The sequence below is a fragment of the Jiangella sp. DSM 45060 genome (assembly GCF_900105175.1).
Lineage (GTDB): Bacteria > Actinomycetota > Actinomycetes > Jiangellales > Jiangellaceae > Jiangella.
Window position 1 is genome coordinate 4482501 of the sequence record NZ_LT629771.1, and the last position, 26024, is coordinate 4508524.

Sequence of the window (26024 nt, forward strand, 5' to 3'; positions counted from 1 at the left end):
GGCAGAACCGCGTCACCGGGTACGCCGTCACGCTCGTGACGGACCAGTACCCGCCGTTCCGGCTGGCGCCCTGACCGGCGCCGGCGCTTCTCAGGCTGCTCTTAACCTCGCATCGCACACTGGGACCGTGCGGGTCCTTGTCGTCGACGACGAGCCGGTGCTCCGGGAGTCCCTGGCGCGGTCGCTGCGCTTCGAGGGCTACGCCGTCACGACCGCGGCCGACGGGGTCGAGGCGCTGCACCGGTTACCCGACGTGCGCCCGGACGTGCTCGTGGTGGACGTGATGATGCCGCACCTCGACGGCATCGAGGTGTGCCGCCGGCTGCGCCGCGACGGCGACCGCACCCCCGTCCTGATGCTCACCGCCCGCGACGCCGTGCGCGACCGCGTGCTCGGCCTGGACGCCGGCGCCGACGACTACCTGGTGAAGCCGTTCGCCCACGAGGAGCTGCTGGCGCGGCTGCGAGCGATGCTGCGGCGCACGGGATCGACGGCGGACGAGGCGCCGCTGGCGGTCGGCGACCTGCGGCTGGACCCGCAGACGTGGCAGGTGCGGCGGGCGGACCGGGACATTTCGCTGACGCGGACGGAGTTCGGCCTGCTGGAGCTGCTCATGCGGCACCCCCGCCAGGTGCTAACGCGCGCCCAGCTGTACGAGGGCGTCTGGGGCTGCGACCTGGACGGGTCGACGAACTCACTGGACGTCTACATCGGCTACCTGCGCAGGAAGCTGGAGTCCGGCGGCGAGGCGCGGATGCTGCACACCGTCCGCGGCGTCGGCTACACCCTGCGCGCGGTGGGGCCGTGACGCTGCGCGCGCGGCTGGCGCTGCTGACGTCGGCCGCGGTGGCGCTGGCGGTGGTCGCGGCCTCGGTCGCGGCCTGGCTGCTGATCCGGGCCAGCCTGTTGGACGAGATCGACCAGCGGCTGCTGTCGCGCATCCCCGACGTCGAGGAGATGGCGCGGACGGCCGCCGAGCTGCCGCAGGGCTCCCGGCACCGAATCTCACTGGTGATGGGGAATGAACCACTCGGGCTGCAGACCATCACCCCGGACGGCGCCGTCGAGCCCGGGCTGCCGCCGGGCAACGACCCGGGCGCGCTGGTCCTGGACGACGAGGAACAGCGCATGCTGGCCGGCGAGATCGAGAGCCCGTTGCTGCGCAGCGAGACCATCGACGGCGAGGACGTCCGGGTGATGACGGCGTCGCTGGACGCCGGCGGCGCGTTGCGGCTGGTGCAGCCGTTGGCGAACGTGCACGACACGCTGACCAGGATCGCCTGGCTGCTGGCCGGCATCACCGGCGTCGGCGTGGCCGCGGCCGCCGCGCTGGGCTGGACGACGGCCCGCACCGGGCTGCGTCCGATCGACCGGCTGGTCGACGCCGCGGAGCAGGTCGCGACGACGAAGGACCTCGCGCACCGCATCGACCCGCCGGGCAACCACCGCGACGAGGTCGCGCGGCTGGCCGGCTCGGTGAACGCGATGCTGGCCGCGCTGGACGACGCCCGGACGCAGCAGCGGCAGCTGGTGGAGGACGCCGGCCACGAGCTGCGCACCCCGCTGACGACGCTGCGCAACGACCTCGGCGTGCTGTTGCGCAGCGAGCAGCACCCGGACCGCCGCCTGGCGCCGTCCGACCGGGCCGGACTGCTGCGCGATCTGGAGGCGGAGGCGGCCGCGCTGTCCGACATGGTCGGCGAGATCGTGGAGCTGGCCCGCGGCGGCGCCGAGCCGGAGCCGCTGCTGGAGACCGACCTGCGCGCACTGGTCGACCGGGCCGCCGCCCGCACCCGGCGGATCGACCCGGCCGTCACGGTCACCGTCGCCGGCCGCCCGTTCGAGGCGGTCGTGCACCCGGTGTTGCTGGAGCGCGCGGTCGCGAACCTGATCCGCAACGCCGTCCAGGTCAGCCCGCCGGGCGGCGCCGTCGAGGTGCTGCTGGACGAGACCGCCGACGGCGCGCGGGTGCGGGTGCTGGACCGCGGACCGGGCATCTCCGACGGCGACCTGCCGCGGATCTTCGACCGCTTCTACCGCGGCCAGGCCGCCCGCGAACGGCACGGCTCCGGGCTGGGGCTGGCCATCGTCGCGCAGGCGGCGGAGCTGCACGGCGGCTCCGTGACGGCCGGACGGCGCAAGGGCGGCGGCGCCGCGTTCAGCCTGGTGCTGCCGCAGCCGATTCTCAGCCCGCTCTTAGACCGGCCCTAAGGACGTCTCATGCCGCGCCGGGAGCGTGGGTGTCGCACAGACAACCACGACGTCCCGGAGGACATCATGACCCGATCCACCCGGCGCGGTTCCCGCCTGCTGCCGGTCGTCGCCCTGGTGCTGACCGTCGCGCTGACGGCGTGCGGTTCCGACGACGGCGGCGACGACGACGTGAGCGCGGCCGGCACCGGTGGCGGCGGCAGCACGTCGGACGGCGGAGGCGGCAGCGGCGGCGTGACCGACCCGGAGCAGGCCGAGCTGGACTTCTACGCGTGCATGCGCGAGAACGGCGTCGACATGCCCGACCCGGACCCGGGCCAGCCCGGCGTCCAGCTGCAGCTGCCACCGGGCTCCGAGGCGGCCATGGAGGAGTGCCGGTCGCTGCTGCCCAACGGCGGCGAGATGCAGGAGACCAGCCCCGACGACCTGGAGTCGCTGCGCGCCTTCACCGAGTGCATGCGCGAGAACGGCGTCGACATGCCCGACCCCGCCGCCGACGGCAGGCTGACCATGCCCGCGGGCGTCGACCCGCAGAGCGCGGAGTTCCAGGCCGCCATGACGACCTGCCAGCCCGAGCTCGACGGCGCGCCGATCCGGATCGGCCCGGGCGGCGGCCGGTGACCGCGACCCTCGACCACCAGGACGACCTCGACGCCGAGCTGGACCGGCCTCGACGGGGCAGGGCGAAGCTGGTCTGGCTGACGCTCGGCGTCGTCGCCGCGGCCGGGGCCGGCGGTGCGTATTGGTACCTGCCGCGCGACGACGGCGGCGAGGCGGTGGACGCGGCCACCGGACCGGCCGCGACCGCCGAGGTGGTGCGCGACACCATCGCCGCCACCGAGACGTGGTCCGGCACGCTCGGCCACGGCGACGCGCTCGGCGTCCCGGCCGCCCAGGGCACGCTCACGCGGGTCGCGGCCACCGACACCGAGGTCACCCGCGGCACCGAGCTGTTCCGTCTGGACGAACAGCCGGTGACGGCGTTGCTCGGGACGATCCCGATGTACCGCGACCTGGGGATCGGCGACGAGGGGATCGACGTGGAGCAACTGGAGGCGAACCTGGAGGCCCTCGGGTACGACGGGTTCACGGCCGACGACGAGTACACCGGCAACACCGCCGAGGCGGTCGAGGAGTGGCAGGAGGACGTCGGCGCCCCCGAAACAGGGACAGTGGCCCGGTCCGACGTCGTGTTCCTGCCCGAGGGCGGCCGCGTCGGGACGGTGTACGGCGACCTCGGCGCCCCGGTCACCCCGGGGTCACCGGTCCTCGACGTCACCGGCACCGACCAGGTCGCGACGCTCGAGGTGGACGTCGCCGACCGTGACCTGCTCGCCGTCGGCACCGCCGTCACCGTCGTCCTGCCTGGCGGCGCCGAGACCGCCGGGACCGTGACCGCGGCGACGGTGGTGGAGGCGCCCCCGGCGGCCGGCGCGCCGGGCGAGGAGGAGGCGGCGAGCGCCGAGGACGCCGTCGTCGAGGTCGAGGTGGCGCTGGCCGAGCCGGTGGACGCCGCGCTGGTCGGCTCGCCGGTCGACGTGGTGCGGCCGGTGGACGAGCGGCCGGACGTGCTGGTGGTGCCGGTGACGGCGTTGCTGGCGGTCGCGGGCGGCGGGTACGGCCTGGAGGTGATCGCGGCCGACGGCACGACGTCGGTCGTCCCGGTCGAGCTGGGGCTGTTCGCCGACGGCCGGGTCGAGGTCGTCGGCGACGGCATCGCGGAGGGCGACGTCGTGGGGGTGGCCGGGCGATGACCGTCACAACCGCGGAGCCGGTGATCCGGCTGCGCGACGTCCACCGCCGCTACCCCGGCCGGCCGCCGGTGCGGGCGCTCGACGGCGTCAGCCTGAGCGTCGCGCCCGGCGAGCTGGTCGCGATCGTCGGGCCGTCCGGGTCGGGGAAGTCCACGCTGCTGAACATCCTCGGCACGCTGGACCGGGCCGACGCCGGCGAGGTGCGCATCGACGGGCGCGACGTCGGCACGCTGTCCGACAAGCAGCTGTCGGCGCTGCGGGCGCACTCGATCGGGTTCGTGTTCCAGCAGTTCTTCCTCTCCCCCGGCGTCAGCGCGCTGGACAACGTCGCCGACGGGCTGCTGTACACGGGGGTGTCGCTGCGCGAGCGGCGCCGCCGGGCGGCCCGCACGCTGTCCCGCGTCGGGCTGGCCGACCGGCTGCGGCACCGCGGGAACGAGTTGTCCGGCGGGCAGCGGCAGCGGGTCGCGGTGGCCCGGGCGCTGGTCGGGCGGCCGTCGTTCCTGCTGGCCGACGAGCCGACCGGCGCGCTGGACTCCGCGTCCGGCGCGGCGGTGCTCAAGCTGCTGCACGAGCTGCACGACGGCGGCACGACCGTCATCGTCATCACCCACGACCACGGGGTGGCGGCCGAGCTCCCGCGTCAGGTGCACATCCTGGACGGGCGGATCGAGTCCGACGAGTCCGTCGCGGTGGCGACGTGAGCGCGGCACGGTCGCGGCTGCGCCCGCGCGACACCGTCCGGGTGGCGTTCTCCGGGCTGCGGGCGCGGCCGCTGCGTGCGGTGCTGTCGGCGCTGGGCATCGCGGTCGGCATCGCGGCGATGGTCGCCGTCGTCGGGATCTCCGCGTCCAGCCGCGAGCAGGTGAACCAGCAGCTCGACGCGCTCGGCACCAACCTGCTGACGGTCGCGCCGAGCCAGTCGTTCGTCAGCGAGGCGGAGCTGCCGCGCGAGGCCGTCGACATGGTCGGCCGGCTCGACGACGTCGACTCGGTGAGCGCGGCCGGGATCGTCCCGGACACCGCGGTGTACCGCAACGACGAGATCGACCCGAACCAGACCAACGCGATCGCCGTCAGCGCGGCCCGGACCGACCTGCTGGACACCGTCAGCGCGACGGTGGCCTCCGGCCGCTGGCTGGACGACGTGCTCAGCGCGTTCCCGGTGGTGGTGCTGGGCGCCGACACGGCGGAGCTGCTCGGGATCTCGCGCACCGACGGCGACGTGCAGGTGTGGCTGGGCGGCGAGTGGTTCACCGTCGCGGGCGTGCTCGACCCGGTGCCGCTGGCGCCGGAGCTGGACACGTCGGCGCTGATCGGCTGGCCGGTCGCGGAGTCGCTGCTCGGCTTCGACGGCGCGCCGACGACGGTGTACCAGCGGGTGGCCGAGGGATCGGTCGACGAGGTGCGGGCGCTGCTGCCGGCCACCGTCGACCCCGCGGCGCCGGAGGAGGTCGCCGTCAGCCGGCCGTCCGACGCGCTGGCCGCACAGGCCGCGACCGACGAGACGCTGACAACGCTGCTGCTGGCGCTGGGCGGGGTCGCGCTGCTGGTCGGCGGCATCGGGGTGGCGAACACGATGGTCATCGCGGTGCTGGAACGGCGCTCGGAGGTCGGGCTGCGGCGGGCGCTGGGCGCCACCCGGGCGCACATCCGGCGGCAGTTCCTCGGCGAGTCGGTGCTGCTGGCGGCGCTCGGCGGCGGTGGCGGCGCGCTGCTCGGCGGCGCGGCGACGGCGGCGTTCGCGTCGAGCCGGGAGTGGCCGTTCGCGCTGCCGGTGTGGGTGCTCGCGGGCGCGGCCGGCGCGACCATCGTCGTCGGGGCGCTGGCCGGGGCCTACCCGGCGGCGCGCGCGGCCCGGATGCCACCGACGGCGGCGCTGTCGTCGGTGTGAGCCCGGGGTGATTGCCCGCCCGGCTGGGAGGGCTTCCCACCCTACGGGCGGGCACCGACAACCCCGCCCGTTTGCCCGAATCGGTGGCGGCGGGCGGGGACCGTGGGTTGAATGACCGCGTTCACCTGCTGGAATGCGAAGGGACAAACGGGGACATGCGGCGCGGCCTGGGACGAGTGGCGGCGGTCGCCGCGACAGCGGGGGCGCTGATGCTGGCGACCGTCGGGACGGCGTACGCGGAGGCGTCGTACGGCGAGATCACGCTGACGGGCGGCGGCGGCGACTACTCGGGCACGGTGACGCTGCCGCCCGGCTTCCCGTCGACGACGTTCACCAGCGACTCGCGGGCCGCGGCGTCGGTGCCCAGCGGGGCGTCCAACTGGATCTCCGCGGCCACGCCGTGGGGCGAGGAGTTCGGGTCCAGCCAGGGCCATCCGTACGTCAACCTGCGCCCGGCCGCCGACGCCGCGGGGTCGCCGTCCACCACCACCTACGTCTTCGACACGCCGACGCCGGCCGGCGGGTGGGGGTTCGCGCTCGGCGACATCGACTCCGACACCGCCGTCGTGACCGCCCTGGACGCCGCCGGCGATCCCGTCTCCGGCGCCGACCTCGGCTTCGAGGACGTCTTCAACTACTGCGACGCGTCGCCGCGGCCCAGCGGCGTGTGCTCGTCCGGCCCGCCCGCCGGCGAGCCCGGCTTCGACCTGCCGGTGTCGGCCGTCGACGCGTCGTCCGTGACGCTGACCGGCAACGGTCCCGACACCGGCGGCGCGTCCGGCTGGTTCCGGCCGCGGGTCGCGCTGTCGTCGCTGACCGTCGAGTTCGCCTGGCAGACCGGCTTCCCCGTCTACCACACCTGGTTCGCGTCGCGGCTGCGGTCGGTCGCGGGCACGGTGACCCTGGACGGGTCGCAGCCGCAGGCCTGGGTGGAGCTGACGCTGACCGGCCCGTCCGGCGAGGTCGTCGCGACCACGTCGACCGCCGACGACGGCACGTACTCGTTCGACGGGATCGCGCCCGGCGACTACGAGGTGACGATGACGGTCCCGGACGGGCTGGTCGCGGTCGGCCCGTCGACGCTGCCGGCCGACGTGGTCGACGAGGACGCGACCGGCGTCGACTTCGACCTCATGCCGGACGAGTCCGAGGTGTTCGAGGTGCCGGGGACGGTCACCGACCCGGACGGCGAGCCGATCCCGGACGCCGAGGTCGTGCTCGAGGACGGCGACGGCGACGTGGTCGCCGAGACCACCACCGACGAGGACGGGCACTTCGTGCTGCCCGACGTGCCGGCCGGCGAGTACGAGCTGATCGTGACGCCGCCGGGCGGGTCGCCGACGGAGGTCCCGGTGACGGTGCCGGTCGAGGAGCCGCTGCAGGTGACGGCCGACCCGACGCCGACGCCCACGCCGACGCCCACGCCGACGGAGGAGCCGAGCGAGACGCCGTCGCCCACGGACGAGCCCAGCGCGACGCCGTCACCGTCCGCGTCGCCCACCCCGTCGCCCACCGAGGAGCCGGGCGGGGAACTGCCCGACACCGGCGCCGGAACCGGGCCCGCCGCCGTCGCCGTCCTGCTCGTGGCCGCCGGCGCCGCCGCCTTCGCCGTCCGCCGCCGCGTCATGGGGTGACCGACGGGGTATACCCGTCGCATGGGGGATGACGCGCGGCCGGCGTTCGTGCTGCACGAGCACCGCCGGCCACGGCACCACTTCGACCTGCGCCTCGAGGAGGACGGCGTGCTGCGGTCGTGGGCGGTGCCGCGCGGCCTCCCCCGCGCGCCGGGCGAGAACCGGCTCGCCGTCGAGGTGCCCGACCACGACCTCGACCATCTCGGCTACGAGGACGAGGACAAGTCCGTCGCCGACACCGGCTGGTGGGAGGAGCACGACCGCACCGAGCGGCGGATGATCTTCACCCTGCACGGCCGCGACGACCCGGCCCGGTACGCGCTGATCCGCACCGGCGACGGGTGGCTGCTGCGCCGGACGCTCGAACAGCCGGAGGTGTCGAGAACCGTCCGGCGGCTCCGACCCACTGCTGAGCCGCCGGACGGACCGGCGCCGAAACGAAGGAGCCAGCCATGAGCCAGAAGATCATCCCGTTCCTGTGGTTCGAGGACACCGCCGAGGACGCCCTGAACCTGTACACGTCGATCTTCCCCGACGCGCGCATCACCGACCTGACCCGCTACGGCGCCGGCGGCCCGTTCCCGGCCGGCACCCTCCAGTCGGCGACGTTCGAGCTGGCCGGCCAGCAGTTCATGGCGATCAACGGCGGGCCGCACGACCGGTTCAACGACGCGGTCTCGCTGTTCGTCGCGTGCGAGTCGCAGGAGGAGATCGACCGCTACTGGGACGCCCTGCTGGCCGGTGGCGGCACCGCCACCCAGTGCGGCTGGCTGAAGGACCGCTTCGGCGTCTCGTGGCAGATCACGCCGGTGCAACTGCTGCGCTACCTCAGCGACCCGGACCCGGAGAAGGCCGGGCGCACCGCCGCCGCGATGATGTCGATGGTCAAGCTCGACCTCCCCGCCCTGACGGCCGCCTACGAGGGCACGGCCTGACGAACCGATTCGGGCTGGCGGGCGCCGACACCCGCGACGCCGGGGATGGTTGGCGGTTCGTGGGTGCCAGAGCGCCGTCAAACCGCCAACCACCGTTCAACCCGCCACGTCTGCACCGCATCCTTCAGGAGCCACTCCCTAGGTGTGACGTCCAGGCAGGTTGTGCGATCGGTTACGGCGTTGCGGTAGATGGGTGAAGGCCTCCCGGATGTGGAGTGGAGCTGTCGGCCTTCCACCCATCATCCGGTTTGGACAACCTTGCTGAACATCACGCCTGGGTGGACGGGCGGAGGAGCTGGCGGACGGCGCGGCCGGAGGCGAGTTCGTCGAAGGCGGCGGGGAGGCCGTCGAAGGCGAGGTCGGCGGTGTGGAGGCGGTCGATGGGCAGCTTGCCGGCCTCCCACAGCCGGATCAGCCGCGGGATGTCGCGGGCCGGCGCGGCCGAGCCCATGTAGGAGCCGCGCAGCACGCGGCCCTCGCCGGTCAGGGTGACGGCGGGCAGGGCGGAGCGGTGCGACGGGTCGGGGAGGCCGACGGCGACGGTGGCGCCGCCGCGGGCGGTCGCGGCGAACGCGGTCTCGAGGACGGCGGCGCTGCCGACGCACTCGAAGGCGTGGTCGGCACCGCCGCCGGTGAGGTCGCGGACGGCGTCCACGAGGCCGTCCGCGGTGGCGTCGAGCACGTGCGACGCGCCGAGAGAAGCGGCCAGCGAGAGCTTCGACGGCACGGTGTCGACGGCGACGACGGGGTGCGCGCCGGCCAGCACGGCCGCCATGACCGCGGACAGCCCCACCCCGCCCAGCCCGAACACGACCGCCGACTCCCCCGGCCGCACGCCGGCCGTGTTGACGACGGCGCCGAAGCCGGTGAGGACGGCGCAGCCGAGCATCGCCGCGACGTCGAACGGGACGGACGGCGGCACGACGACGACGGAGCCGCGCGACACGACGGTCCGTTCGGCGAACGCCGACACACCGAGGTGCTGCGCGAACTCCTCGTCGCCACGGGAGAACCGGGTGCCGCCGGACACGAGTACGCCGGCGCCGTTGGCGGCAGCGCCGACGGTGCACATGGCCGGCCGTCCGGCGGCGCACTCGAGGCAGTGCCCGCACGACGGCACGAACGTCATGACGACGTGATCGCCGGGCGCGACGTCGATGACGCCGGGACCGGCCGCCTCGACGACGCCGGCCGCCTCGTGGCCCAGCACCATCGGCGTCGGCCGCGGCCGGCTGCCGTTGATGACCGAGAGGTCGGAGTGGCAGAGCCCGGCCGCCTCGACGCGCACCAGCAGCTCACCGGCCTCGGGGCCGGAAAGAGCCAGCGACTCCACCGTCAGCGCCGAGCCACCGGCGTACGGCGGCGGCGCACCCAACCGCCACAGCACCGCTGCGCGGGTGGCGACGCTCACAGCAGCCCCAGCGCCTCGCGCGGATCGCCGTCGAGCAGCCACTCGAGCGTCGACGGCAGCACGTACGGCATCGTCGGCGGCCGGATCGCGGCGATCTCGCGCAGCCCGGCGACCGCCTGCGCCGGCGTCCAGATCGGGAAGTCCGAGCCGAACAGCAGCTTGTCGACGACGCCCCACTCCTGGGCGCGGACCAGCGCGTGGTACCCGTCGAACGGCCGCGCCCACGACGCGGAGACGTCGGTGAAGACGCGCCGGTTCTTCCGGCACACGACCATCGCCTCGCGCTGCCACGGGTGCCCCATGTGCGCCATCACCATGGTGAGGTCCGGATGCCGGCGGGCCACCTCGTCGACCACCAGCGGCTGGCTGACCAGGAGCGATCCGGACGGGCTCGGCGTCGCGCCCATGTGCCACAGGATGACCAGCCCGGCCGCCGTCGCGGCACGGTAGAACTCGTCGAACCGCTCGTCGCGCGCGTCGAACAGCGACAGCACGGGGTACAGCTTGATGCCGCGCAGGCCGCGGGCCACGCCATCCGCCAGCTGCTCGAGCACGTCGGGGTCGGTGGGGTCCAGCGCCATGAACCCGATCGTCTCGGTGCTGGTCGACGCGCAGAACCACTCGACGTACTCGTTCGGCGTCGCGACCCCGGCCGCCGTCGCCCGCAGGCCGAACACGCAGGCCACGGAGACGCCGCCCTCCTTCATCGCCCGGTCGTACTCCTCGGGCGTGAACGAGTGCGCCTCCTCCTGGTGGTAGACGGGCGCCCAGTTGGCCCGCCACTCCGGACCCCAGTGCTCGGGCTGGTGACAGTGGGTGTGGACGTCGAACATCGCGGGCGGCCTCCTAGCCGGCGGAACGGGCGGGACGCAGTGAGCTGTGCACGATGCGCATGGCGGCGGCGGTGTCGGGGTCGCCAGCCAGCTCGGCCGCCGTCTCCATCAGCCGCTCCAGGTAGAACTGCTGACGGTCCTGGCCGAACTCGCCGGACGGGCCCGAGACGCTGACCGCCGCGAGCACCTCGCCGTCCAGCTCGACGGGGACGGCGACGCAGCGCAGGCCGACGCTGCGCTCGTTGTCGTCGAAGGCGTAGCCGCGCCGCTCGATCAGCCGCAGCTCGCGGGTCAGCTCGTCCATCGTGGTGACGGTGTCGTCGGTGAACCGGGTGAACGGGGCCGGCGGGAGGTGCTCGGCCAGCCGCTCCGCGGGCAGCCGCGAGAGCAGCAGCTTGCCCAGGCCGGTGCAGTAGGTGTGGTCGCGCACGCCGGGACTGGCGTGGAACCGGATCGGCCGGTCCGGCTCGTGCACCCCGACGTGGATCACCTGGTCGCCGTCGAGCATGCCCAGGTTCGCCGTCTGGCCCGTGCGGTCGGCCAGCGGCGCGAGATACCGATCGGCGACGACGGACAGGTCCAGCGACGACATGTACGCGTTGGACAGCCGCAGCACCTTGTGCCCGAGCCGGTACGACGGCCGCTCGTCGACGCGGACGATGTACTCCATCTCCGCCAGCACCGCGAGCAGCCGGACCAGCGTGCTCTTCGGCAGCCCGGTCGACTCGCTGATCTCGACCAGCGTGAACGGCTCGGAGCCGGTCGACAGCAGCTCCATCAGCGCGAGGCCGCGCGCGAGTGCGTTCGCGTGGTAGTTCGCCGACGCCGGCCGATCGTCGTCGACCGAGGTGCGGCGGGTGGTTCTGGCGACGGGTCTCATGTTCGCTGCCCCTTGTCCTTCGTCCCTGCTCTGAGTACGTGTCCGGCGCGGGCGCCGGTGTGCTGCCCGTGGGCGATCGTCGGCTCGCCGTTGACGATCACGGCGTCGACGCCGGCGGGGTACTGCCTGGGGTCGGCGAACGTGGCGCGGTCGGCGAGCCGTCCGACGTCGAGGATCACGATGTCGGCCGCCTGCCCTGCGGTGATCGTGCCACGATCGGTGATCCCCGCCCGGCGCGCCGCACCCGAGGTGCACTTGCGGATCGCCTCGGGCAGCGTCAGGGTGCCGTCGGCGACGTGATCGGAGAGCAGCCGCGGGTAGGCGCCGTACGACCGCGGGTGCGGCATGCCGTTGCCCGTCGGCCCGTCGACGTCGAGCGCCTGACCGTCCGAGCCGATCACTGACGCGGGATGGGCCAGCACGGCGCGCAGGTCGCCCGCGTCGCGGCCGCCGGCCACCATCGACACCGCGTTGCCGTGCCGGGCCAGCAGGTCCAGCGCGACGGTGTCGGCGTCGACGCCGCGGTCGGCGGCCAGCGTGGTGACGGTGTGCCCGACGACGGCCGGGTCGGGCGCGGAGTTGACGGTGACCTCGTCCCAGCCCAGCGGCTGCTCGGACCAGTGCGCCCGGATCCGCGCGACCGCCTCGGGGTCGGCCAGCCGGGACCGCATCGCGACGTCGCCGCCGGCCTGCGCCCACGCGGGCAGCCGCTGCGCCATCGGCGCGTTGCCGGCGAGGTACGGGTACATGTCGACGGCGACGTCGAGGCCGTCGGCGCGCGCGGCGTCGACCAGCTCCAGCGCCGCCGCCACGCTGCCCCAGTTACGCCGGCCGACGGAGGTGAGGTGGGACAGCTGGGTGCGCACGCCGGTGGCGGCGGCGACCTCCAGCGCCTCGCGCACCGCCGCCAGCCCGTCGTCGGCGTAGTCGCGCAGGTGCCAGGCGAACACGGCGTCGTACTCGGCGACGACGCGCGCCAGCGCGACCAGCTCGCCCCGCGCGGCGAACGTCAGCGGCGCGTACATCAGCCCGGTCGACAGCCCGGCGGCGCCGTCGTCCAGCGCTGCGGCCAGCAGCGACGTCATCTCGTCCAGCTCGGACGGCGTCGGCGGGCGGTCGTCGAACCCGACGACGCCCGCGTGCAGCGGCAGGTGCCCGGCCAGCCCGGCGACGTTGACGCTGGGGCGGGCGGCGGCGACGGCGTCGAGGTACTCGCCGTACGAGCGCCAGTTCCAGTCGACGGACGGGTCGAGGTCGAGGTAGCCGACCGCGGCCCGCACGCCGTCGACGTCGGCGCCGCCGGCCAGCGGCGCGACGCCCAGCCCGCAGTTGCCGATCACCGTCGTCGTGACGCCCTGGTGGACGGCGCTGCGCGCGTGCGGCGCGGACAGCAGCGTGAGGTCGGAGTGGGTGTGCAGGTCGACGAAGCCCGGGCAGACGACCTTCCCGGTGGCGTCGATCGTCGCGGCGCCCTCGGCGGCGGCGGCGGATCCGGCGGCCAGGCCCGGCCCGACCGCGGCGATCGCCCCGCCGGACACCAGCACGTCGGCCCGGACGCCGTCCGCGCCCGTGCCGTCGACGATCGTGCCGCCGCTGATCACCAGGTCGGTCACGAGGCGGCTCCAGGCAACACCGGCAGCAGTTCCGGGAAGTGGCAGGCGCTCGGGTGGCCGGCGCCGAGCCGGTCCTCCAGCACGGGCACCTCCTCGGCGCACTTGGCCTGCGCCTTCCAGCAGCGGGTCCGGAACCGGCAGCCCGACGGCGGGTTCGCCGGGTTGGGCACGTCGCCGGTCAGCGTGATCCGCTCGCGGGCGCCGCGCAGCCGCGGGTCCGGCACCGGCACGGCCGACAGCAGCGCCTGGGTGTACGGGTGCTGGGGCGCGGTGAAGATCTCGTCGCGGGTGCCGGTCTCGACGATCACGCCGAGGTACATGACGGCGATGCGGTGCGACACGTGCCGCACGATCGACAGGTCGTGCGAGATGAACAGGTACGCCAGCCCGAGGCGGCGCTGCAGCTCGCGCAGCTGGTTCACCACCTGCGCCTGGATCGACACGTCCAGCGCGCTGACCGGTTCGTCCAGCACGAGCAGCTCGGGGTCGAGCGCGAGCGCGCGGGCGATGCCGATGCGCTGGCGCTGGCCGCCGGAGAACTCGTGGGCGTACCGGTTGGCGTGCTCGGGCTGCAGCCCGACGAGGTCGAGTAGCTCGGCCACCCGCTCGGCGCCGCCGTTGCGGTAGCGGCCCTGCACGCGCAGCGGCTCGGCGACGATGTCGTGCACCGTCATGCGCGGCGACAGCGACGCGTACGGGTCCTGGAAGACGATCTGCGACTTGCTGCGCCACGGCCGCAGCTCGTCCTCGCCCATCGTCGCGACGTCGTTGCCGCGGTAGAGGATCCGCCCGGACGTCGGCTCCAGCAGCCGCACCACCATGCGCCCGGTGGTCGACTTGCCGCAGCCGGACTCGCCGACCAGGCTCAGCGTCTCGCCCTGGTCGAGGGCGAACGAGACGCCGTCGACCGCCCGCACCGCGCCGACCGGGCGGCGCAGCACGCCGCCGCGGATCGGGAAGTGCATCGTCAGGTCCTCGACCCGCAGCACCTCCTCGCCCAGCCGGTCCAGCCGTTCGGCGGCCGCGGTCTCGACACTCATCGGGTCACCTCCGGGTGGACGGCCGCGAGTTCCTCGGCGAAGTGGCAGGCACTGTGGTGCCCGGCACCGACGACGCGCGGCTGCGGCCGTTCGGTGCGGCAGCGGTCGCGGGCCAGCGGGCAGCGCGGATGGAACGGGCAGCCCGACGGCGGTGCGAGCAGGCTCGGCGGGCTGCCCGGGATCGGGTGCAGCTCGTCGACGTCGCGGTCCAGCCGGGGCAGGCTCTCCAGCAGCCCCACGGTGTACGGGTGCCGCGGCTCGGTGAAGACGGTGGTGACGTCGCCCTGCTCGACCACCCGCCCGGCGTACATGACGACGACGCGGTCGGCCAGCTCGGCCACCACGCCGAGGTCGTGCGTGATCAGCAGCGTCGCCGCCTGGGTCTCCTGCTGCGCCACACTGAGCAGGTCGAGCACCTGCGCCTGGATGGTGACGTCCAGCGCCGTGGTCGGCTCGTCCGCGATCAGCAGGCTGGGGCCGTTGGCGATCGCCATGGCGATCATGGCGCGCTGGCGCATGCCGCCGGAGAACTCGTGCGGATACTGCTTGAACCGGGCCGCGGCGTCGGGCATGCCGACCAGCGCGAGCAGCTCGATCGCGCGGTCGCGGGCGGCTGACCTCGACAGCTTCCGGTCGTGCAGCTTCAGCGCCTCGACGATCTGCCGGCCGACCGTGACGACCGGGTTGAGCGCCGTCATCGGGTCCTGGAAGATCATCGCGATCTCGGCGCCGCGGATGCCGCGCAGCTCCTTCGCCGGCAGCGTCGCGAGGTCGCGGCCGCGGAACCGGATGGTCCCGCCGGCCCGCCGGCCCGACTTCACCAGGCCCAGGATCGACATCGCGGTGACGCTCTTGCCGGAACCGGACTCGCCCACGACGCCGACGATCTCGCCCCGCCCGACGGTGAACGACGCGCCGTCGACGGCCTTGACCACGCCCTCGTCGGTGCGGAACTCGACAGCCAGGTCCTCGATCACCAGAAGCGGCTCGGTGCTCTGCACTACGACCTCCCCGACTGCCGCGGATCGACGGCATCGCGCAGGCCGTCGCCGACGAAGTTGACCGACAATACCGTCGCCGCGATCGCCAGACCCGGCGGCAGCCAGAGCCACGGCATCGACTGGATCACCGTCAGGCTCTGCGCGTCGTTGAGCATGTTGCCCCAGCTGGCCTGCGGCGGCTGAACACCGAGGCCGAGGAACGACAGCACCGCCTCGGACAGGATCGCGCCGGCCACCGCGAGGGTCCCGACGACGACGATCTGGCCCATCGCGGCCGGCACGATGTGCTTGCGCAGCAGCCAGCCGCGCGACGCCCCGGCCACCCGAGCCGCGTGCAGGTACTCACGCTCGCGCACCGCCAGAGTGACGCCGCGGACCAGCCGCGCCGCCGTCGGCCACTCCGACGCGGCGATGGCGATGACGAGGATCGGGATGCTCGGGCCGAGCAGGCCCGCCAGCACGATCACGACCACGATGTTCGGGAACGACAGCATCATGTCCGCCGTGCGCATCAACGCGGTGTCCAGCCAGCCGCCGAACAGCCCGGCGACCGCACCGACGAGCGTCCCGAACAGCACCGCCAGCAGCGCCGCGAACACGCCGACCATCAGCGAGACCCGGGCCGCGTACACCAGCCGCGCGAACACGTCGCGGCCGGACGCGTCGGTCCCGAGCCAGTGCTCCGACGACGGCGGCTGCCGGATCGCGCCGAGATCGACGGAGTACGGCGACTGGCCCGCGACCAGCGGCGCGAAGACCGCCAGGAGCAGCAGGATCACCAGGAAGACCGCGCCACCGACGGCCACCTTGTTGCGGCGGAAGCGGCGCACCGCCATGGCCCGGGGCGAACGACGGCGCGGCGACGGGCCGCCGGCGCCCGGCTCGGCGGCCACCGCCTCCTGAGCGGCGGCGACGTCGGCGGTGTCCAGGGAGGGTCGCAGATCGCTCATGACGTCATGCCACCTTCACTCTCGGGTCGACGACGGCGTAGGCGATGTCCGCGACCAGGTTGCAGACCAGCACCAGCGCGGCCACGTACAGCGCGAACCCGACGATCACCGGGTAGTCCTGGGTGTTCACCGCCCGCACGGCCAGCTGGCCCATGCCCGGCCAGGCGAACACCTGCTCCAGCACGACGGCGCCGGCCAGCATCTGCGGGATGTTGATCATCACGATGGTGATCAGCGGGATCAGCGAGTTGCGCAGCGCGTGCCGGCTGACCACCCGCGCCGGTGACCCGCCCTTCGCCTCGGCGGTGCGCACGTAGTCGGCCGACAGTTCGTCGATGAGGCTGCCGCGTACGTAGCGCGTGAGCGGCCCGGCCGCGGCGAGGCCGAGGATCGCCGCCGGCATCAGCAGGTGTTGCAGCACGTCGCCGCCGCCTCCGCCGCCGGGCGTGGACATGCCCGACGACGGCAGCCAGCCCAGCTGCAGCGAGAAGACGTAGATCGCGGTGATGCCGAGGAAGAACGACGGCACCGAGATGACACCGAGGCTCAGCGCCGCGGCCGCGTAGTCGACGCCGGTGTTGCGGCGTACCGCCGCGACGGTGCCCAGCGGGATCGCGATCAGCAGCGAGATCCCCAGCGCCGTCGACATCAGCAGGACGGTCGGGCCGAGCCGCTCCAGCAGCAGGCCGCTGACCGGCTCGCGGTTGAGGAACGACGAGCCCAGGTCGCCGCTGACCGCGTCCACGAGCCACCGGCCGTACTGCACGAGGATCGGATCGTCCAGCCCCAGCTCCGCACGGCGGGCCTGGATGAACTGCTCGCTGCCCTCCTGCAGGTCCTCCGGACTGATCATCATCCGCACCGGGTCGCCCGGTGCCGCGCGGACCAGCAGGAACACGCCGATCCCGATCAACATGAAGACCACGATGTTGACCAGGATCCGCCTGACGACGAACGCCGCCACCGCTCACCTCCTCATCCCGGGGTGTGGCGGGCGGGACCGAGCCCGCCCGCCACACGCCTCGCGCTAGCCGTCGAGGGACCACTCCTGGACGTTCCAGAACGGGTTCGTCTGGTCGCCCATCGGCTCGAAGCCCTGGATCCGGTCGCTGTACGCCCAGATGGTGTCGGGGTTGTACAGGTAGATCATCGGCACCTCGGCGTTCTCGATCCGCGCGGCCTGCTGGAAGAGGTCGTAGCGGGCGGCCTCGTCGACAGTCGCGTTGGCCTCGAGCATCAGCTGGTCGAACTCCTCGTTGCACCAGTACGACAGGTTGGCGCCGCCCGGGTACCAGGTGGAGCAGCTGTCGATCGGGTAGACGGCGAACGGCTCGGTCGCGTAGTTGCCGCCACCGTAGAGCGTCATGTCGTAGGACTGCGCGTTCATCATGTCGGTCATCTCACCGGGCTGGACCTGGTTCAGCTCGAGCTTGATGCCGACCTCGCCGAGCTGCGCCTCCAGGACGGTGGCCGCCGTGTCACGGTCGCGCTGGCCCGGGATCCAGGTGAGCTGGATGACCTGGTTGGGGTCCCAGTTCATCTCCGCCAGCAGCTCGCGCGCCTTGTCCGGGTCGTAGTCGTACGTCTCCAGGTCGTCCGGGAGCGCGTTCGTCATGAAGCTGGAGTTCACCGGCTGCGCCTTGCCGCCGAGGGCCTCGTCGATCAGCTGCTGCCGGTCGACGGCGTACAGCATCGCCTGCCGCAGCCGGACGTCGGAGAGATAGGGCTTCTGCTGGTTCACCGACGTGCGGATGAAGCCGGCGCCCGGGCCGGAGGCCACCTCGATGCCGTCGAGGTCCTCGACCGTCGCGAGGTCGGCCGGCGAGATCTGCGCCAGGTCCATCTCGCCGGTGCCCAGCTGGGCGGTGGCGACGTCGGAGGTCACCGGGCGCAGGTAGATCTCGTCGATGTCGACCTCGCCCTCGCGGAAGTTCGGGTTCTTGACGAGGTGGACGTACTGGTCGGTCTTGTACTCCTGGAAGACGTACGGGCCGAGGCCGACGTTCGGGCTCTTCGTGAAGAAGTCCGTCGTGTCCATCTCGTCGACCGGGACGTCGGCCAGCGCGTGCTGCGGGATGATGAAGATGTTCCCGGTCAGGCCGACGATGCCGATGTTCGGCTTGGTCAGCGTGATCTGGAAGGTGTGCTCGTCGGGCGCGCTGAAGCCGCTGACGGTGTCGGCGGTGCCGGCCGCCACCTCGGCGGCGCCCTGGACGTCGGCGAACTTGCCCGCCGACGGGCTGCCGGTCGCCGGGTTGGCCACCATGTTGTAGGTGAAGACGACGTCCTCGGCGGTGAACGGCTCGCCGTCGCTCCAGGTCACCCCCTCCTGGAGGGTGTAGGTGACGGTGAGGCCGTCCTCGGAGATCTCCGGCAGCCCCGTCGCGAGCCGCGGGTAGAGCTGGTAGTCCGGGTCCACGCCCAGCAGCGAGTCGTAGATGAGGTTCATGACGACCTGGTCGGGCCCGTGCGCCGGCGCCATCGGGCTCCAGTTGGAGTTCGGCGCCTGGTACAGGTACGCGTTGAGGGCGGTGTCCTCGGCGGCGGCGCCGTCGGTGCCCTCGTCGCTGGTGTTGCCGGTGTCGTCGCTCTGCGTCGGATCCGAACAGGCCGCGACGGTGAGGATCAGGGACAGGCCGGCGGAGATCAGGGCTGCGCGTTGCGCTCGGGAACGTCTCACAGCTACCTCTCAGGATCTGTTCTGGCCGGGACCGGCCCGGCGAGGGTTGGGGTTCAGACGACGCGGTTCGTGAGGGTGCCGAGGCCGGCGATGCGCACCGTCATCTCGTCGCCCGCGGCGAGATAGTTGCCCGAGGCCTGACCGACACCGGCCGGCGTGCCGGTCATGATGATGTCGGTGGACTCGAGCGTCATCAGCCGCGACGCGAACGCGACCAACTCGGCGACGGTGAAGATCATGCCGGCCGTGCTCCCGTTCTGCCGGAGCGTGCCGTTGACCTCGAGCTGCACGCCGAGGTCCTGCGGGTCGGGCACCTCGTCGGCCGTGACGAGGTAGGGGCCGTACGGCGCGAAGCCGTCCGGCCACTTGCCGGCCAGCCAGTCGAAGTAGCCGACCGCCGGTGACGAGGTCTCGCGCGGGTACCCGTAGTCGACCGATCGGGCCGACACGTCGTTGCCCACGGCATAGCCCGCCACGTGGTCCAGGGCCTTCTCGACCGGGATGTCCCGGCCGCCCCGGCCCACGACGACGACCAGCTCGGCCTCCCAGTCGACCTGGGTGCTGATCGCCGGCAGGACGATGTCCGCGCCCGGGTCGGCGACGGACGTGCCCGGCTTGAGGAACAGCCGCGGCGCCAGGGTGCTCTTGTCCAGCGGCTTCCCGCCACCCTCGGCGACGTGGTCCTGGTAGTTCGCGGCCACCGCGAGCACCTTCGTGGGGCGCGCGATCGGGGCGCGGACGGCGAGATCGGCCAGCCGGTGGGTGCCGGCGACCTCACCCGGCCGCCAGGCGGCGTCGGTGCCGGCGCCGGCCTGCACCAACCCGGCGAGGTCGCCGTCGCCGAGCTCGGCGACGGTGCCGGCGGCCTCGTCGGAGACGTACCCGTGCCGGGTCGCGCCGTCGCGGGTGTAGCTGACCAGCTTCATCGGCTGCCTTCCTGGGAGAGGTCGACGGGCGTGCCGGACGCGGCCGCGGCGCGGGCCGCGTCGACGATCTCGGCGATGTGGACGGCGTCGGCGGCGGACGGGCTGGTCGGGCGACCCGCGGCGATGGCCGCGCGCAACTCGTCCAGCAGCCGGTCCACCGTCCCGGGGCCGTGCCACACGTGGCTCGACGCCTCGGCCCGGCGTTGGACGACAGCCGGGCGCGAGGCGTCGATGTCGAGGACACCGTGCGAGCCGCTGACACGGTAGCGGTGCACGGCGAGTCCGGCCGGCCGGGTGTCTGCGAGCGAACCGGTCCGGCCGACGCTGATCGTGCTGGTCAGGCCGTTCTCGTGGGTGAGGAAGAGCAACGCGAAGTCGTCCGCGTCGCCGCCGCCCCAGTGCGTCGCGAGGCGCGCGAACACCCGGCGGACCCGCAGCCCGGTGAGCGCGAGCACGACGTCGAGCGGGTAGACGGCGAAGTTGGCCAGCTCGCCGGCCGGCGACGGCGTGCCGCCGGCCACGAGGAAGTCGGCCTGCACGTTCCACGGCAGCCCGACCTTGCCCCCGGCGACGGCGCCGCGCGCGGCCGCGATCATCGGGTGGAAGCGCTGGTGGTGCGCGGGCAGGCAGACCTTCCCAGTCTCGGCGGCCACGGCGGCGACCTTGGCCGCGTCGGCCGCGGTCAGCGCCAGCGGCTTGTCGACCAGCACGTGCTTGCCGGCCTGCAGCGCGGCGATCACGGCGTCGGCACGGCGGTCCGGCTCGACGCAGACACTGACGACGTCGACGGCGGGGTCGTCGACGGCGGTCGTGTCCGGCAGCACGGTGAAACCGGGATGCGCCTCGAACGCCGGCCGGTACATCGCGCTCTGGTGGTCCTGATCCGGGCCGAGGCCTGCGGAGCCGAGCAGCAGCACGCCGAGGGTGTCGCTCATGCGGCCACACCTCCCATGACCTCGTCGAGCGTGACCGGCTCGCCACGCTCGATGGACAGCTCGGTGGCGACGCCCAGCGCGACCGCGCGGACGGCGTCGGCCGGGGTCATCGCCCGCTCCGTGGCCGGGTCGGCGATCGCGTCCAGCCAGGCGTCCAGTTGGACGGCGAACCCGTTGGCGCCCTGCGGGTGCAGCAGGCTGGTGCCGGACTCCGTCACGACGGTGGAGCCCCAGCCGTCGGCCGGGAGCTGCAGCACGCCGTCGGTGCCGGCGACCAGCACGTCGCGGCGGTCCAGCGTGGACGGGCGGTGGCCGCGGCTCATCTCGCACACGGCGTCGGCGCCGCCGGCGTAGCGCACGTGCATCTCCAGGTAGTCGTGGATGCGCAGCTCGGCGGCCGTCTGCGCCCGGCCGCGCGCGAAGACGGAGACCGGCTCGTCGCGCAGCCACCAGCTGACGAGGTCGAGCAGGTGGACGCCGTTGTGCAGCGCGTGCCCACCGGACTTGGCCGGGTCGAGCACCCAGGCCCGCCAGTCCGGCCAGATCCAGCCGCCGAGCAGCGCCAGCCGGGCGAACACCGGCCGGCCGACGGCGCCACCGGCGATCGCGTCGTTCACCGCCCGGGCGTAGTCGTAGAACCGGTGCGTGTGCGCCGCCATCACGACCGTGCCCGCGGCGTCGAAGGCCTCGACGACCGCCTGAGCGGCCGGAACCGTGATCGTCAGCGGCTTCTCCATCAGCAGGTGCTTGCCAGCGGCGGCGATCTGCAGTGCGATGGGCTCGTGCGTCATGTTCGGCGTGCAGACGATGGCCGCGCCGACGTCCGGACGGGCCAAGGCCTCGGCGAGGTCGGTGCTCCACGGCACGCCGCCGGCGGCGGTCGCGGCGGCGCTCGCGCGGCCCGCGTCCACGTCGACGATGCCGGCGAGACGGGCGCGGGCGCTGCCACGCAGCGCGGCGCCGTGGTGGTCGGCGATGAAGCCGGCGCCGACGATGACCACGCCCAGCGGCGTTGTGTCGTCAGTCACGGAATGGCGTGCCATGCCGAGTCATCCTGGATCTCGGCGCTGGCCCTGTCAAGGCCCGTCGCTGTGACGATCGCGTAACGTGGTGAGAAATGGAACGTCTTGCCATGCTTGGCGATGCCCCCTACGCTTCCTGGCAACGACACCACCGAGAGGCGTCGCGCGACGGCCGTGAGCCGGCCGCGACGCGGGAACAGGAGTCCGATGTCCCCGGGGATCGGCACGGCAGCCTCCGACCACAGTCCACGCAACTCGTCCACCCGCGGCTGGGCCCTGCAGCAAGCCGCCGCGGAGGTGCTGCCCGGCGGCGTGAACTCCGCGACGCGCTACGTGGGGCACCCGTACGCGTTCGGCGGCGGCGACGGCGCGTACGTCGTCGACCTCGACGGCAACCGCTACCTCGACTACCACGCGGCGTTCGGGGCGATCCTGCTCGGGCACAACTCCCCCGTGGTCGACGACCCCGTGCGCGACGCCGTCGGCAAGCTCGACCTGTTCGGCCTCGGCGTCACCGAGCTGGAGGTCGAGCTGGCCACCCGGGTCACCGAGGTGATCCCGTCGGCGGAGATGATGATCGCGACGATGAGCGGGTCGGAGGCCACCGCGCAGGCGGTCCGGCTGGCCCGCGCCGCGACCGGCCGCCAGTTGCTGGTGAAGTTCCAGGGCGGCTTCCACGGCTGGCACGACGCCGTCGCCCGCAACGTCATCTCCCGCCCGGAGCTGGCCTACGGCCGCGACCCGCTCTCGGCCGGCATCCTCGACACCGCGCTCGAGTCGACGCTGATCGCCGAGTTCAACGACCTCGACTCCGTGAAGGCGCTGTTCGAGCAGCACCCGGAGCGCATCGCCGCCGTCATCATGGAGCCGATCCCGCACAACGTCGGCGCGCTCGTCCCCACCCAGGAGTTCGTCACCGGGCTGCGGGAGCTGACGTCGGCCGAGGGCGCCGTGCTGATCTTCGACGAGGTCATCACCGGCTTCCGGCACGCCCTCGGCGGCTACCAGGAGGTCTGCGGCGTCCAGCCCGACCTCACCACGTTCGGCAAGGGCATGGCCAACGGCTACCCGATCGGCGGACTGGCCGGGCCGCGCTCGCTGATGGAGCGGTTCGACGGCCAGAAGGGCGACGTGCTGCTGGCCGGCACGTTCAACGGCTACGCCCTCGGCGCCACGGCCGCCATCGCCACCATCGACCACCTGCGCGCCAACCCGGACTTCTACACCCGGACGCACGCGCTGGGCGCCCGGATCCGCGACGGCCTGACGTCGATCGTCACCGAACTGGACCTCGAGGCGACCGTGGCCGGCTACGGCGGCGTGTTCTCGCTCTACTTCGCGGCCGCGCCGATCAGGGGCTACCGCGACCTCATGCGCAACGACAACCAGGCCTACGCCGCGTTCCACCGCCGGATGACCGACAAGGGGTTCCTGATGATCCCGATGTCGCTCAAGCGCAACCACGTCTCCGGCTCGCACACCGACGCTGACGTCGACCGCACGCTCGAGGCCGCCCGCGACGTCCTCGCCGGCATGAAGGCCGACGGCACCGCGCACTAGCCGGGCCGGGTGGCGCCCGCGTCGTCGCGCAGGACCCGCAGCACTCGCGACACCCGCGGGTCGGTGCTCTCGATCTCGTGCAGCGGCGCCACCCGGACCACGCCCGCCGGGAGCACCACCTCGACGTACCGCGCGACGTCGGCGGGCGGTACCAGTCGCACCCGGGCCCAGCACTGCGCCGACATCATCCAGAACGTGTCGTCGGGGCACTCCCGGCGCAGCAACTCGCGCAGCCGCGCCGCGAGCTCCGCGACGTCGCTGTCGGTCGCGTCGCGCCCCGCCCGCGGGCATGAGAAGGGCCAGGTGGTGCGCTGGAACGCGATCTTCGGCGGGAACAGCTCGGACGAGCGCACCAGCGTTTCGCAGGCCGCCGGCAGATCGGCGATCGCGAGGTCGAGGTGGTCGACCGGTACCGGCGCGCCGAGCAGCTGCGCCGCGGCGACCCCTTCGACGCGGTGTTCCGGGGCGACGTACTCGTGCAGCCAGTACCAGTGGCCGACCGCCTTCCGGTCCTCGATCGGGCTGGCCGCGACCCGCGCGATGGCCCGCCGCACATCGGCGTCGAGCGGCTCGAGCTCGGCGTACAGCTGCTTGCCGGCAGCCGCCAGAACCGCACGCAGCACCCCCAGGGTCGGAAGCCGGCGGCCCGCCTCGTAGTGCGAGATGGCGAAGCGGCTCACCCCTGCCCGCTCGGCCAGCTCCAGTTGCGTGAGCCTCGCCTCGTGTCGGGCCTGGCTGATCAGCGCTCCCACATCCATGTCGCCATCCTGGGGCGCCGGCGGGTGGCTGGCACCGCGCACGAGGCCGAATGTGGATAACCCGCGGGCGCGCACCGCTCTGTGGACGACACCACCCCGCCCTTCGCCCGGCGCGGCAGGACGGCGACCGGGCCGGCGATGACTGTCCCGGCGGGGTGACCTGAGCGCCAACCGTTGGCGTTGACGTCACAGTGCCGAGTGGGAGACGCCGGGCCGGGACCGGCCGGCCCGCGGCCCGCCGCCCGGCGCGGCAGGACGGGGACCGGGCCGGCGATGACTGTCCCGGCGGGGTGACCTGAGCGCCAACCGTTGGCGTTGAGGTCACCGTGCGGAGAGGGACCTGCCAGGGGTCGGCCGTCAGCCGGGCACAGACCGGCTGGGGGAGGCCGCCTGCGCGGCGCGGACCCGCCGGTGGACAACCCGTCGACGACAACCCGCCCTTCGCCCGGCGCGGCAGGACGGGGACCGGGCCGGCGATGACTGTTCCGGCGGGGTGACCTGAGCGCCAACCGTTGGCGTTGACGTCACGGTGCGGAGAGGGACCTGCCAGGGGTCGGCCGTCAGCCGGGCACAGACCGGCCGGGGGGAGGCCGGCTGCGCGGCGCGGACCCGCCGGTGGACAACCCGTCGACGACAACCCGCCCTTCGCCCGGCGTGGCAGGACGGGGACCGGGCCGGCGATGACTGTCCCGGCGGGGTGACCTGAGCGCCAACCGTTGGCGTTGACGTCACCGTGCGGAGAGGGACCTGCCAGGGGTCGACCGTCAGCCGGGCACAGACCGGCCGGGGGAGGCCGGCTGCGCGGCGCGGACCCGCCGGTGGACAACCCGTCGACGACAACCCGCCCTTCGCCCGGCGCGGCACGACGGCGACAGGGCCGCCGATGACTGTTCCGGCGGGGTGACCAGAGCGCCAACCGTTGGCGTTGACGTCACCGCGCCGAGAGCAAGCTGCCAGGCCGGGACCAGCCGGCGCCCGACCGGCCGGGCCCGGATCAACCGGCGCCCGACCGGCCGAACCGGGACCGGCAGACCGCGCCGCCGCTCGATGCGGGCCATCGCCGGGCTCAGCCGCGGCGACCGAGGGCTCCCCTGGCGAACATCCCCAGCACCGGCCCGACCCTGGCGTCGGCGACCAGCTCGCCGGCGACGTCGCGGAGGGTGGCGACGATGTGGGGTTCGCGCTCCGGCGTCAGCTCGGCGGCCGGCCCGGAGACGCCGAGGGCGCCGAGGAGCTCGCCGTCGACGCGGACGGCGACGGCGACGCAGCGCAGTCCGCGGGCGCACTCCTCGTCGTCGACGGCGTAGCCGCGGTCGCGAATGCGCCGCAGCTCGGCCTCCAGCGCCCGCTCGGTGACGATGGTGCGCTCGGTGAACTGCTGAAACGGCTGCGCCGGCAGGTGCTCTCGCGCTTCCTCGAGGGTGAGGCCGGCCAGCAGCGCCTTGCCGACGCCGGACGCGTGGGCAGGTGAGCGCCCACCCTCCTTCCCGGTGAAGTGCAGCGGCCGCTCCGGGAACTCGACGCACAGGTCGGCGGCGTGCACGCCGTCGAGAGCCGCGTACTTCGCCGTCCAGCCGACCTCGTGGGCCAGCGCGCGCACGTGCGGCCGGAGCAGGTCGACCGGCGTGCCGCTGTCGAGGTAGGCGGTGACGATCGGCAGCACGCCGTGGCCGAGCACGAAGGCCGGCCGGTCGTCGACCCGCAGCACGAAGTCCTGCTCCTCGAGCACCGCCAGCAACCGGACCAGCGTGCTCTTCGGCTGCTGCGTCGCCTCGTGCAGATCGGTGAGCGTGACGGGCGCACCGGCGGACGCCACGTGTACCAGGACGCGCAGCCCCCGCGTCAGCGCGTGCGAGTGGTAGTGAGCGCGGTCGGCACCGGCCGCGCCGTCTGTAGGCGTCTCCATGCCCACCTCCTTGTGGAAACTCTTTTCACGTATTGGCGTCGCGAGCGGCGTCGGCGACGCTCTCGCGCCTTGCGCGCAGAC

Annotated in this window: 24 protein-coding genes and 1 pseudogene (1 of these 25 only partly in view); 11 read left to right on the plus strand and 14 right to left on the minus strand. The window is 73.6% G+C overall.

The features are described 5' to 3' along the window. The 10 genes and pseudogenes from BLU82_RS19950 to BLU82_RS19995 form a co-directional block, all read left to right on the plus strand. Positions 1 to 74, plus strand: partial view of a DUF4389 domain-containing protein gene (locus BLU82_RS19950; RefSeq protein WP_092622844.1) — the end only. Its footprint begins 574 nt before the window's first position; the window shows 74 of its 648 coding nt (coding positions 575-648); its start codon lies off the left edge, out of view; the stop codon is at positions 72 to 74. A 53-nt stretch (positions 75 to 127) separates the two neighbouring features. After that, entirely contained in the window at positions 128 to 808 is a 681-nt protein-coding gene (locus BLU82_RS19955) for a response regulator transcription factor (RefSeq protein ID WP_092622845.1), read from the plus strand. Next, the gene (locus tag BLU82_RS19960; protein WP_092622846.1) at positions 805 to 2211 is read left to right on the plus strand and encodes an ATP-binding protein; all 1407 of its coding nucleotides are present in this window, start codon (positions 805 to 807) and stop codon (positions 2209 to 2211) included. Before BLU82_RS19955 ends, BLU82_RS19960 begins: the two co-directional genes overlap by 4 nt. 66 nt (positions 2212 to 2277) lie before the next feature. Next, positions 2278 to 2832 carry a hypothetical protein gene (locus BLU82_RS19965; RefSeq protein WP_092622847.1) on the plus strand — a complete coding sequence of 185 codons (555 nt, stop codon included), beginning with the start codon at positions 2278 to 2280 and terminating at the stop codon, positions 2830 to 2832. Continuing rightward, entirely contained in the window at positions 2829 to 3965 is a 1137-nt protein-coding gene (locus BLU82_RS19970) for a peptidoglycan-binding protein (RefSeq protein ID WP_092622848.1), read from the plus strand. Before BLU82_RS19965 ends, BLU82_RS19970 begins: the two co-directional genes overlap by 4 nt. Then, positions 3962 to 4669: an ABC transporter ATP-binding protein gene (locus BLU82_RS19975; protein ID WP_092622849.1), complete on the plus strand. Its 708-nt coding sequence runs from the start codon at positions 3962 to 3964 to the stop codon at positions 4667 to 4669. Before BLU82_RS19970 ends, BLU82_RS19975 begins: the two co-directional genes overlap by 4 nt. Beyond that, on the plus strand, positions 4666 to 5859 hold the full coding sequence (locus BLU82_RS19980) for an ABC transporter permease (protein WP_092622850.1): 1194 nt from the start codon (positions 4666 to 4668) through the stop codon (positions 5857 to 5859). The genes BLU82_RS19975 and BLU82_RS19980 overlap by 4 nt, the downstream gene beginning before the upstream one ends. Before the next feature lie 155 nt (positions 5860 to 6014). Then, the gene (locus BLU82_RS19985; RefSeq protein WP_092622851.1) at positions 6015 to 7493 is read left to right on the plus strand and encodes a carboxypeptidase regulatory-like domain-containing protein; all 1479 of its coding nucleotides are present in this window, start codon (positions 6015 to 6017) and stop codon (positions 7491 to 7493) included. A gap of 21 nt (positions 7494 to 7514) precedes the next feature. Next, positions 7515 to 7865 (plus strand): annotated as a pseudogene (locus BLU82_RS19990) (DNA polymerase ligase N-terminal domain-containing protein); the annotation flags it as partial. An 80-nt stretch (positions 7866 to 7945) separates the two neighbouring features. Next, positions 7946 to 8428, plus strand: a complete 483-nt coding sequence (locus BLU82_RS19995; RefSeq protein WP_092622853.1) for a VOC family protein — start codon at positions 7946 to 7948, stop codon at positions 8426 to 8428. A gap of 268 nt (positions 8429 to 8696) precedes the next feature. Here the strand turns inward: BLU82_RS19995 and BLU82_RS20000 are convergent, their stop codons facing one another. The 12 genes from BLU82_RS20000 to BLU82_RS20055 form a co-directional block, all read right to left on the minus strand. Further along, positions 8697 to 9839, minus strand: a complete 1143-nt coding sequence (locus BLU82_RS20000) for a zinc-binding dehydrogenase (protein ID WP_092622854.1) — start codon at positions 9837 to 9839, stop codon at positions 8697 to 8699. After that, positions 9836 to 10672, minus strand: coding sequence for an amidohydrolase family protein (locus BLU82_RS20005; protein ID WP_092622855.1), 837 nt, complete (start codon positions 10670 to 10672; stop codon positions 9836 to 9838). The genes BLU82_RS20000 and BLU82_RS20005 overlap by 4 nt, the downstream gene beginning before the upstream one ends. A gap of 13 nt (positions 10673 to 10685) precedes the next feature. Beyond that, positions 10686 to 11552, minus strand: a complete 867-nt coding sequence (locus tag BLU82_RS20010; protein WP_092622856.1) for an IclR family transcriptional regulator — start codon at positions 11550 to 11552, stop codon at positions 10686 to 10688. Then, positions 11549 to 13165, minus strand: a complete 1617-nt coding sequence (locus tag BLU82_RS20015; RefSeq protein ID WP_157741144.1) for an amidohydrolase family protein — start codon at positions 13163 to 13165, stop codon at positions 11549 to 11551. Before BLU82_RS20015 ends, BLU82_RS20010 begins: the two co-directional genes overlap by 4 nt. Continuing rightward, positions 13162 to 14205: an ABC transporter ATP-binding protein gene (locus tag BLU82_RS20020; protein WP_092622857.1), complete on the minus strand. Its 1044-nt coding sequence runs from the start codon at positions 14203 to 14205 to the stop codon at positions 13162 to 13164. The genes BLU82_RS20015 and BLU82_RS20020 overlap by 4 nt, the downstream gene beginning before the upstream one ends. Continuing rightward, positions 14202 to 15206 carry an ABC transporter ATP-binding protein gene (locus BLU82_RS20025; protein WP_092622858.1) on the minus strand — a complete coding sequence of 335 codons (1005 nt, stop codon included), beginning with the start codon at positions 15204 to 15206 and terminating at the stop codon, positions 14202 to 14204. Before BLU82_RS20025 ends, BLU82_RS20020 begins: the two co-directional genes overlap by 4 nt. After that, positions 15206 to 16156: an oligopeptide ABC transporter permease gene (gene opp4C / locus BLU82_RS20030; protein WP_197682345.1), complete on the minus strand. Its 951-nt coding sequence runs from the start codon at positions 16154 to 16156 to the stop codon at positions 15206 to 15208. Before opp4C ends, BLU82_RS20025 begins: the two co-directional genes overlap by 1 nt. Positions 16157 to 16160: 4 nt before the next feature. Further along, positions 16161 to 17120 (minus strand): ABC transporter permease, encoded by a 960-nt coding sequence (locus BLU82_RS20035; protein WP_092622859.1) that lies wholly within the window; start codon positions 17118 to 17120, stop codon positions 16161 to 16163. A gap of 63 nt (positions 17121 to 17183) precedes the next feature. After that, entirely contained in the window at positions 17184 to 18836 is a 1653-nt protein-coding gene (locus tag BLU82_RS20040) for an ABC transporter substrate-binding protein (protein WP_092622860.1), read from the minus strand. Between the two features lie 53 nt (positions 18837 to 18889). Next, positions 18890 to 19762 carry a fumarylacetoacetate hydrolase family protein gene (locus BLU82_RS20045; protein ID WP_157741145.1) on the minus strand — a complete coding sequence of 291 codons (873 nt, stop codon included), beginning with the start codon at positions 19760 to 19762 and terminating at the stop codon, positions 18890 to 18892. Next, positions 19759 to 20697: a Gfo/Idh/MocA family protein gene (locus BLU82_RS20050; RefSeq protein ID WP_092622861.1), complete on the minus strand. Its 939-nt coding sequence runs from the start codon at positions 20695 to 20697 to the stop codon at positions 19759 to 19761. The genes BLU82_RS20045 and BLU82_RS20050 overlap by 4 nt, the downstream gene beginning before the upstream one ends. Further along, positions 20694 to 21725 (minus strand): Gfo/Idh/MocA family protein, encoded by a 1032-nt coding sequence (locus BLU82_RS20055; RefSeq protein WP_157741146.1) that lies wholly within the window; start codon positions 21723 to 21725, stop codon positions 20694 to 20696. Before BLU82_RS20055 ends, BLU82_RS20050 begins: the two co-directional genes overlap by 4 nt. A gap of 201 nt (positions 21726 to 21926) precedes the next feature. Here BLU82_RS20055 and BLU82_RS20060 point away from each other — a divergent pair, with 201 nt between their 5' ends. Further along, entirely contained in the window at positions 21927 to 23279 is a 1353-nt protein-coding gene (locus BLU82_RS20060; protein WP_092622863.1) for an aspartate aminotransferase family protein, read from the plus strand. Here the strand turns inward: BLU82_RS20060 and BLU82_RS20065 are convergent. After that, positions 23276 to 24037 (minus strand): helix-turn-helix transcriptional regulator, encoded by a 762-nt coding sequence (locus tag BLU82_RS20065; RefSeq protein ID WP_092622864.1) that lies wholly within the window; start codon positions 24035 to 24037, stop codon positions 23276 to 23278. The genes BLU82_RS20060 and BLU82_RS20065 overlap by 4 nt on opposite strands. Positions 24038 to 25103: 1066 nt before the next feature. Continuing rightward, the gene (locus BLU82_RS20070) at positions 25104 to 25943 is read right to left on the minus strand and encodes an IclR family transcriptional regulator (RefSeq protein WP_092622865.1); all 840 of its coding nucleotides are present in this window, start codon (positions 25941 to 25943) and stop codon (positions 25104 to 25106) included. Positions 25944 to 26024: the final 81 nt, after the last annotated feature.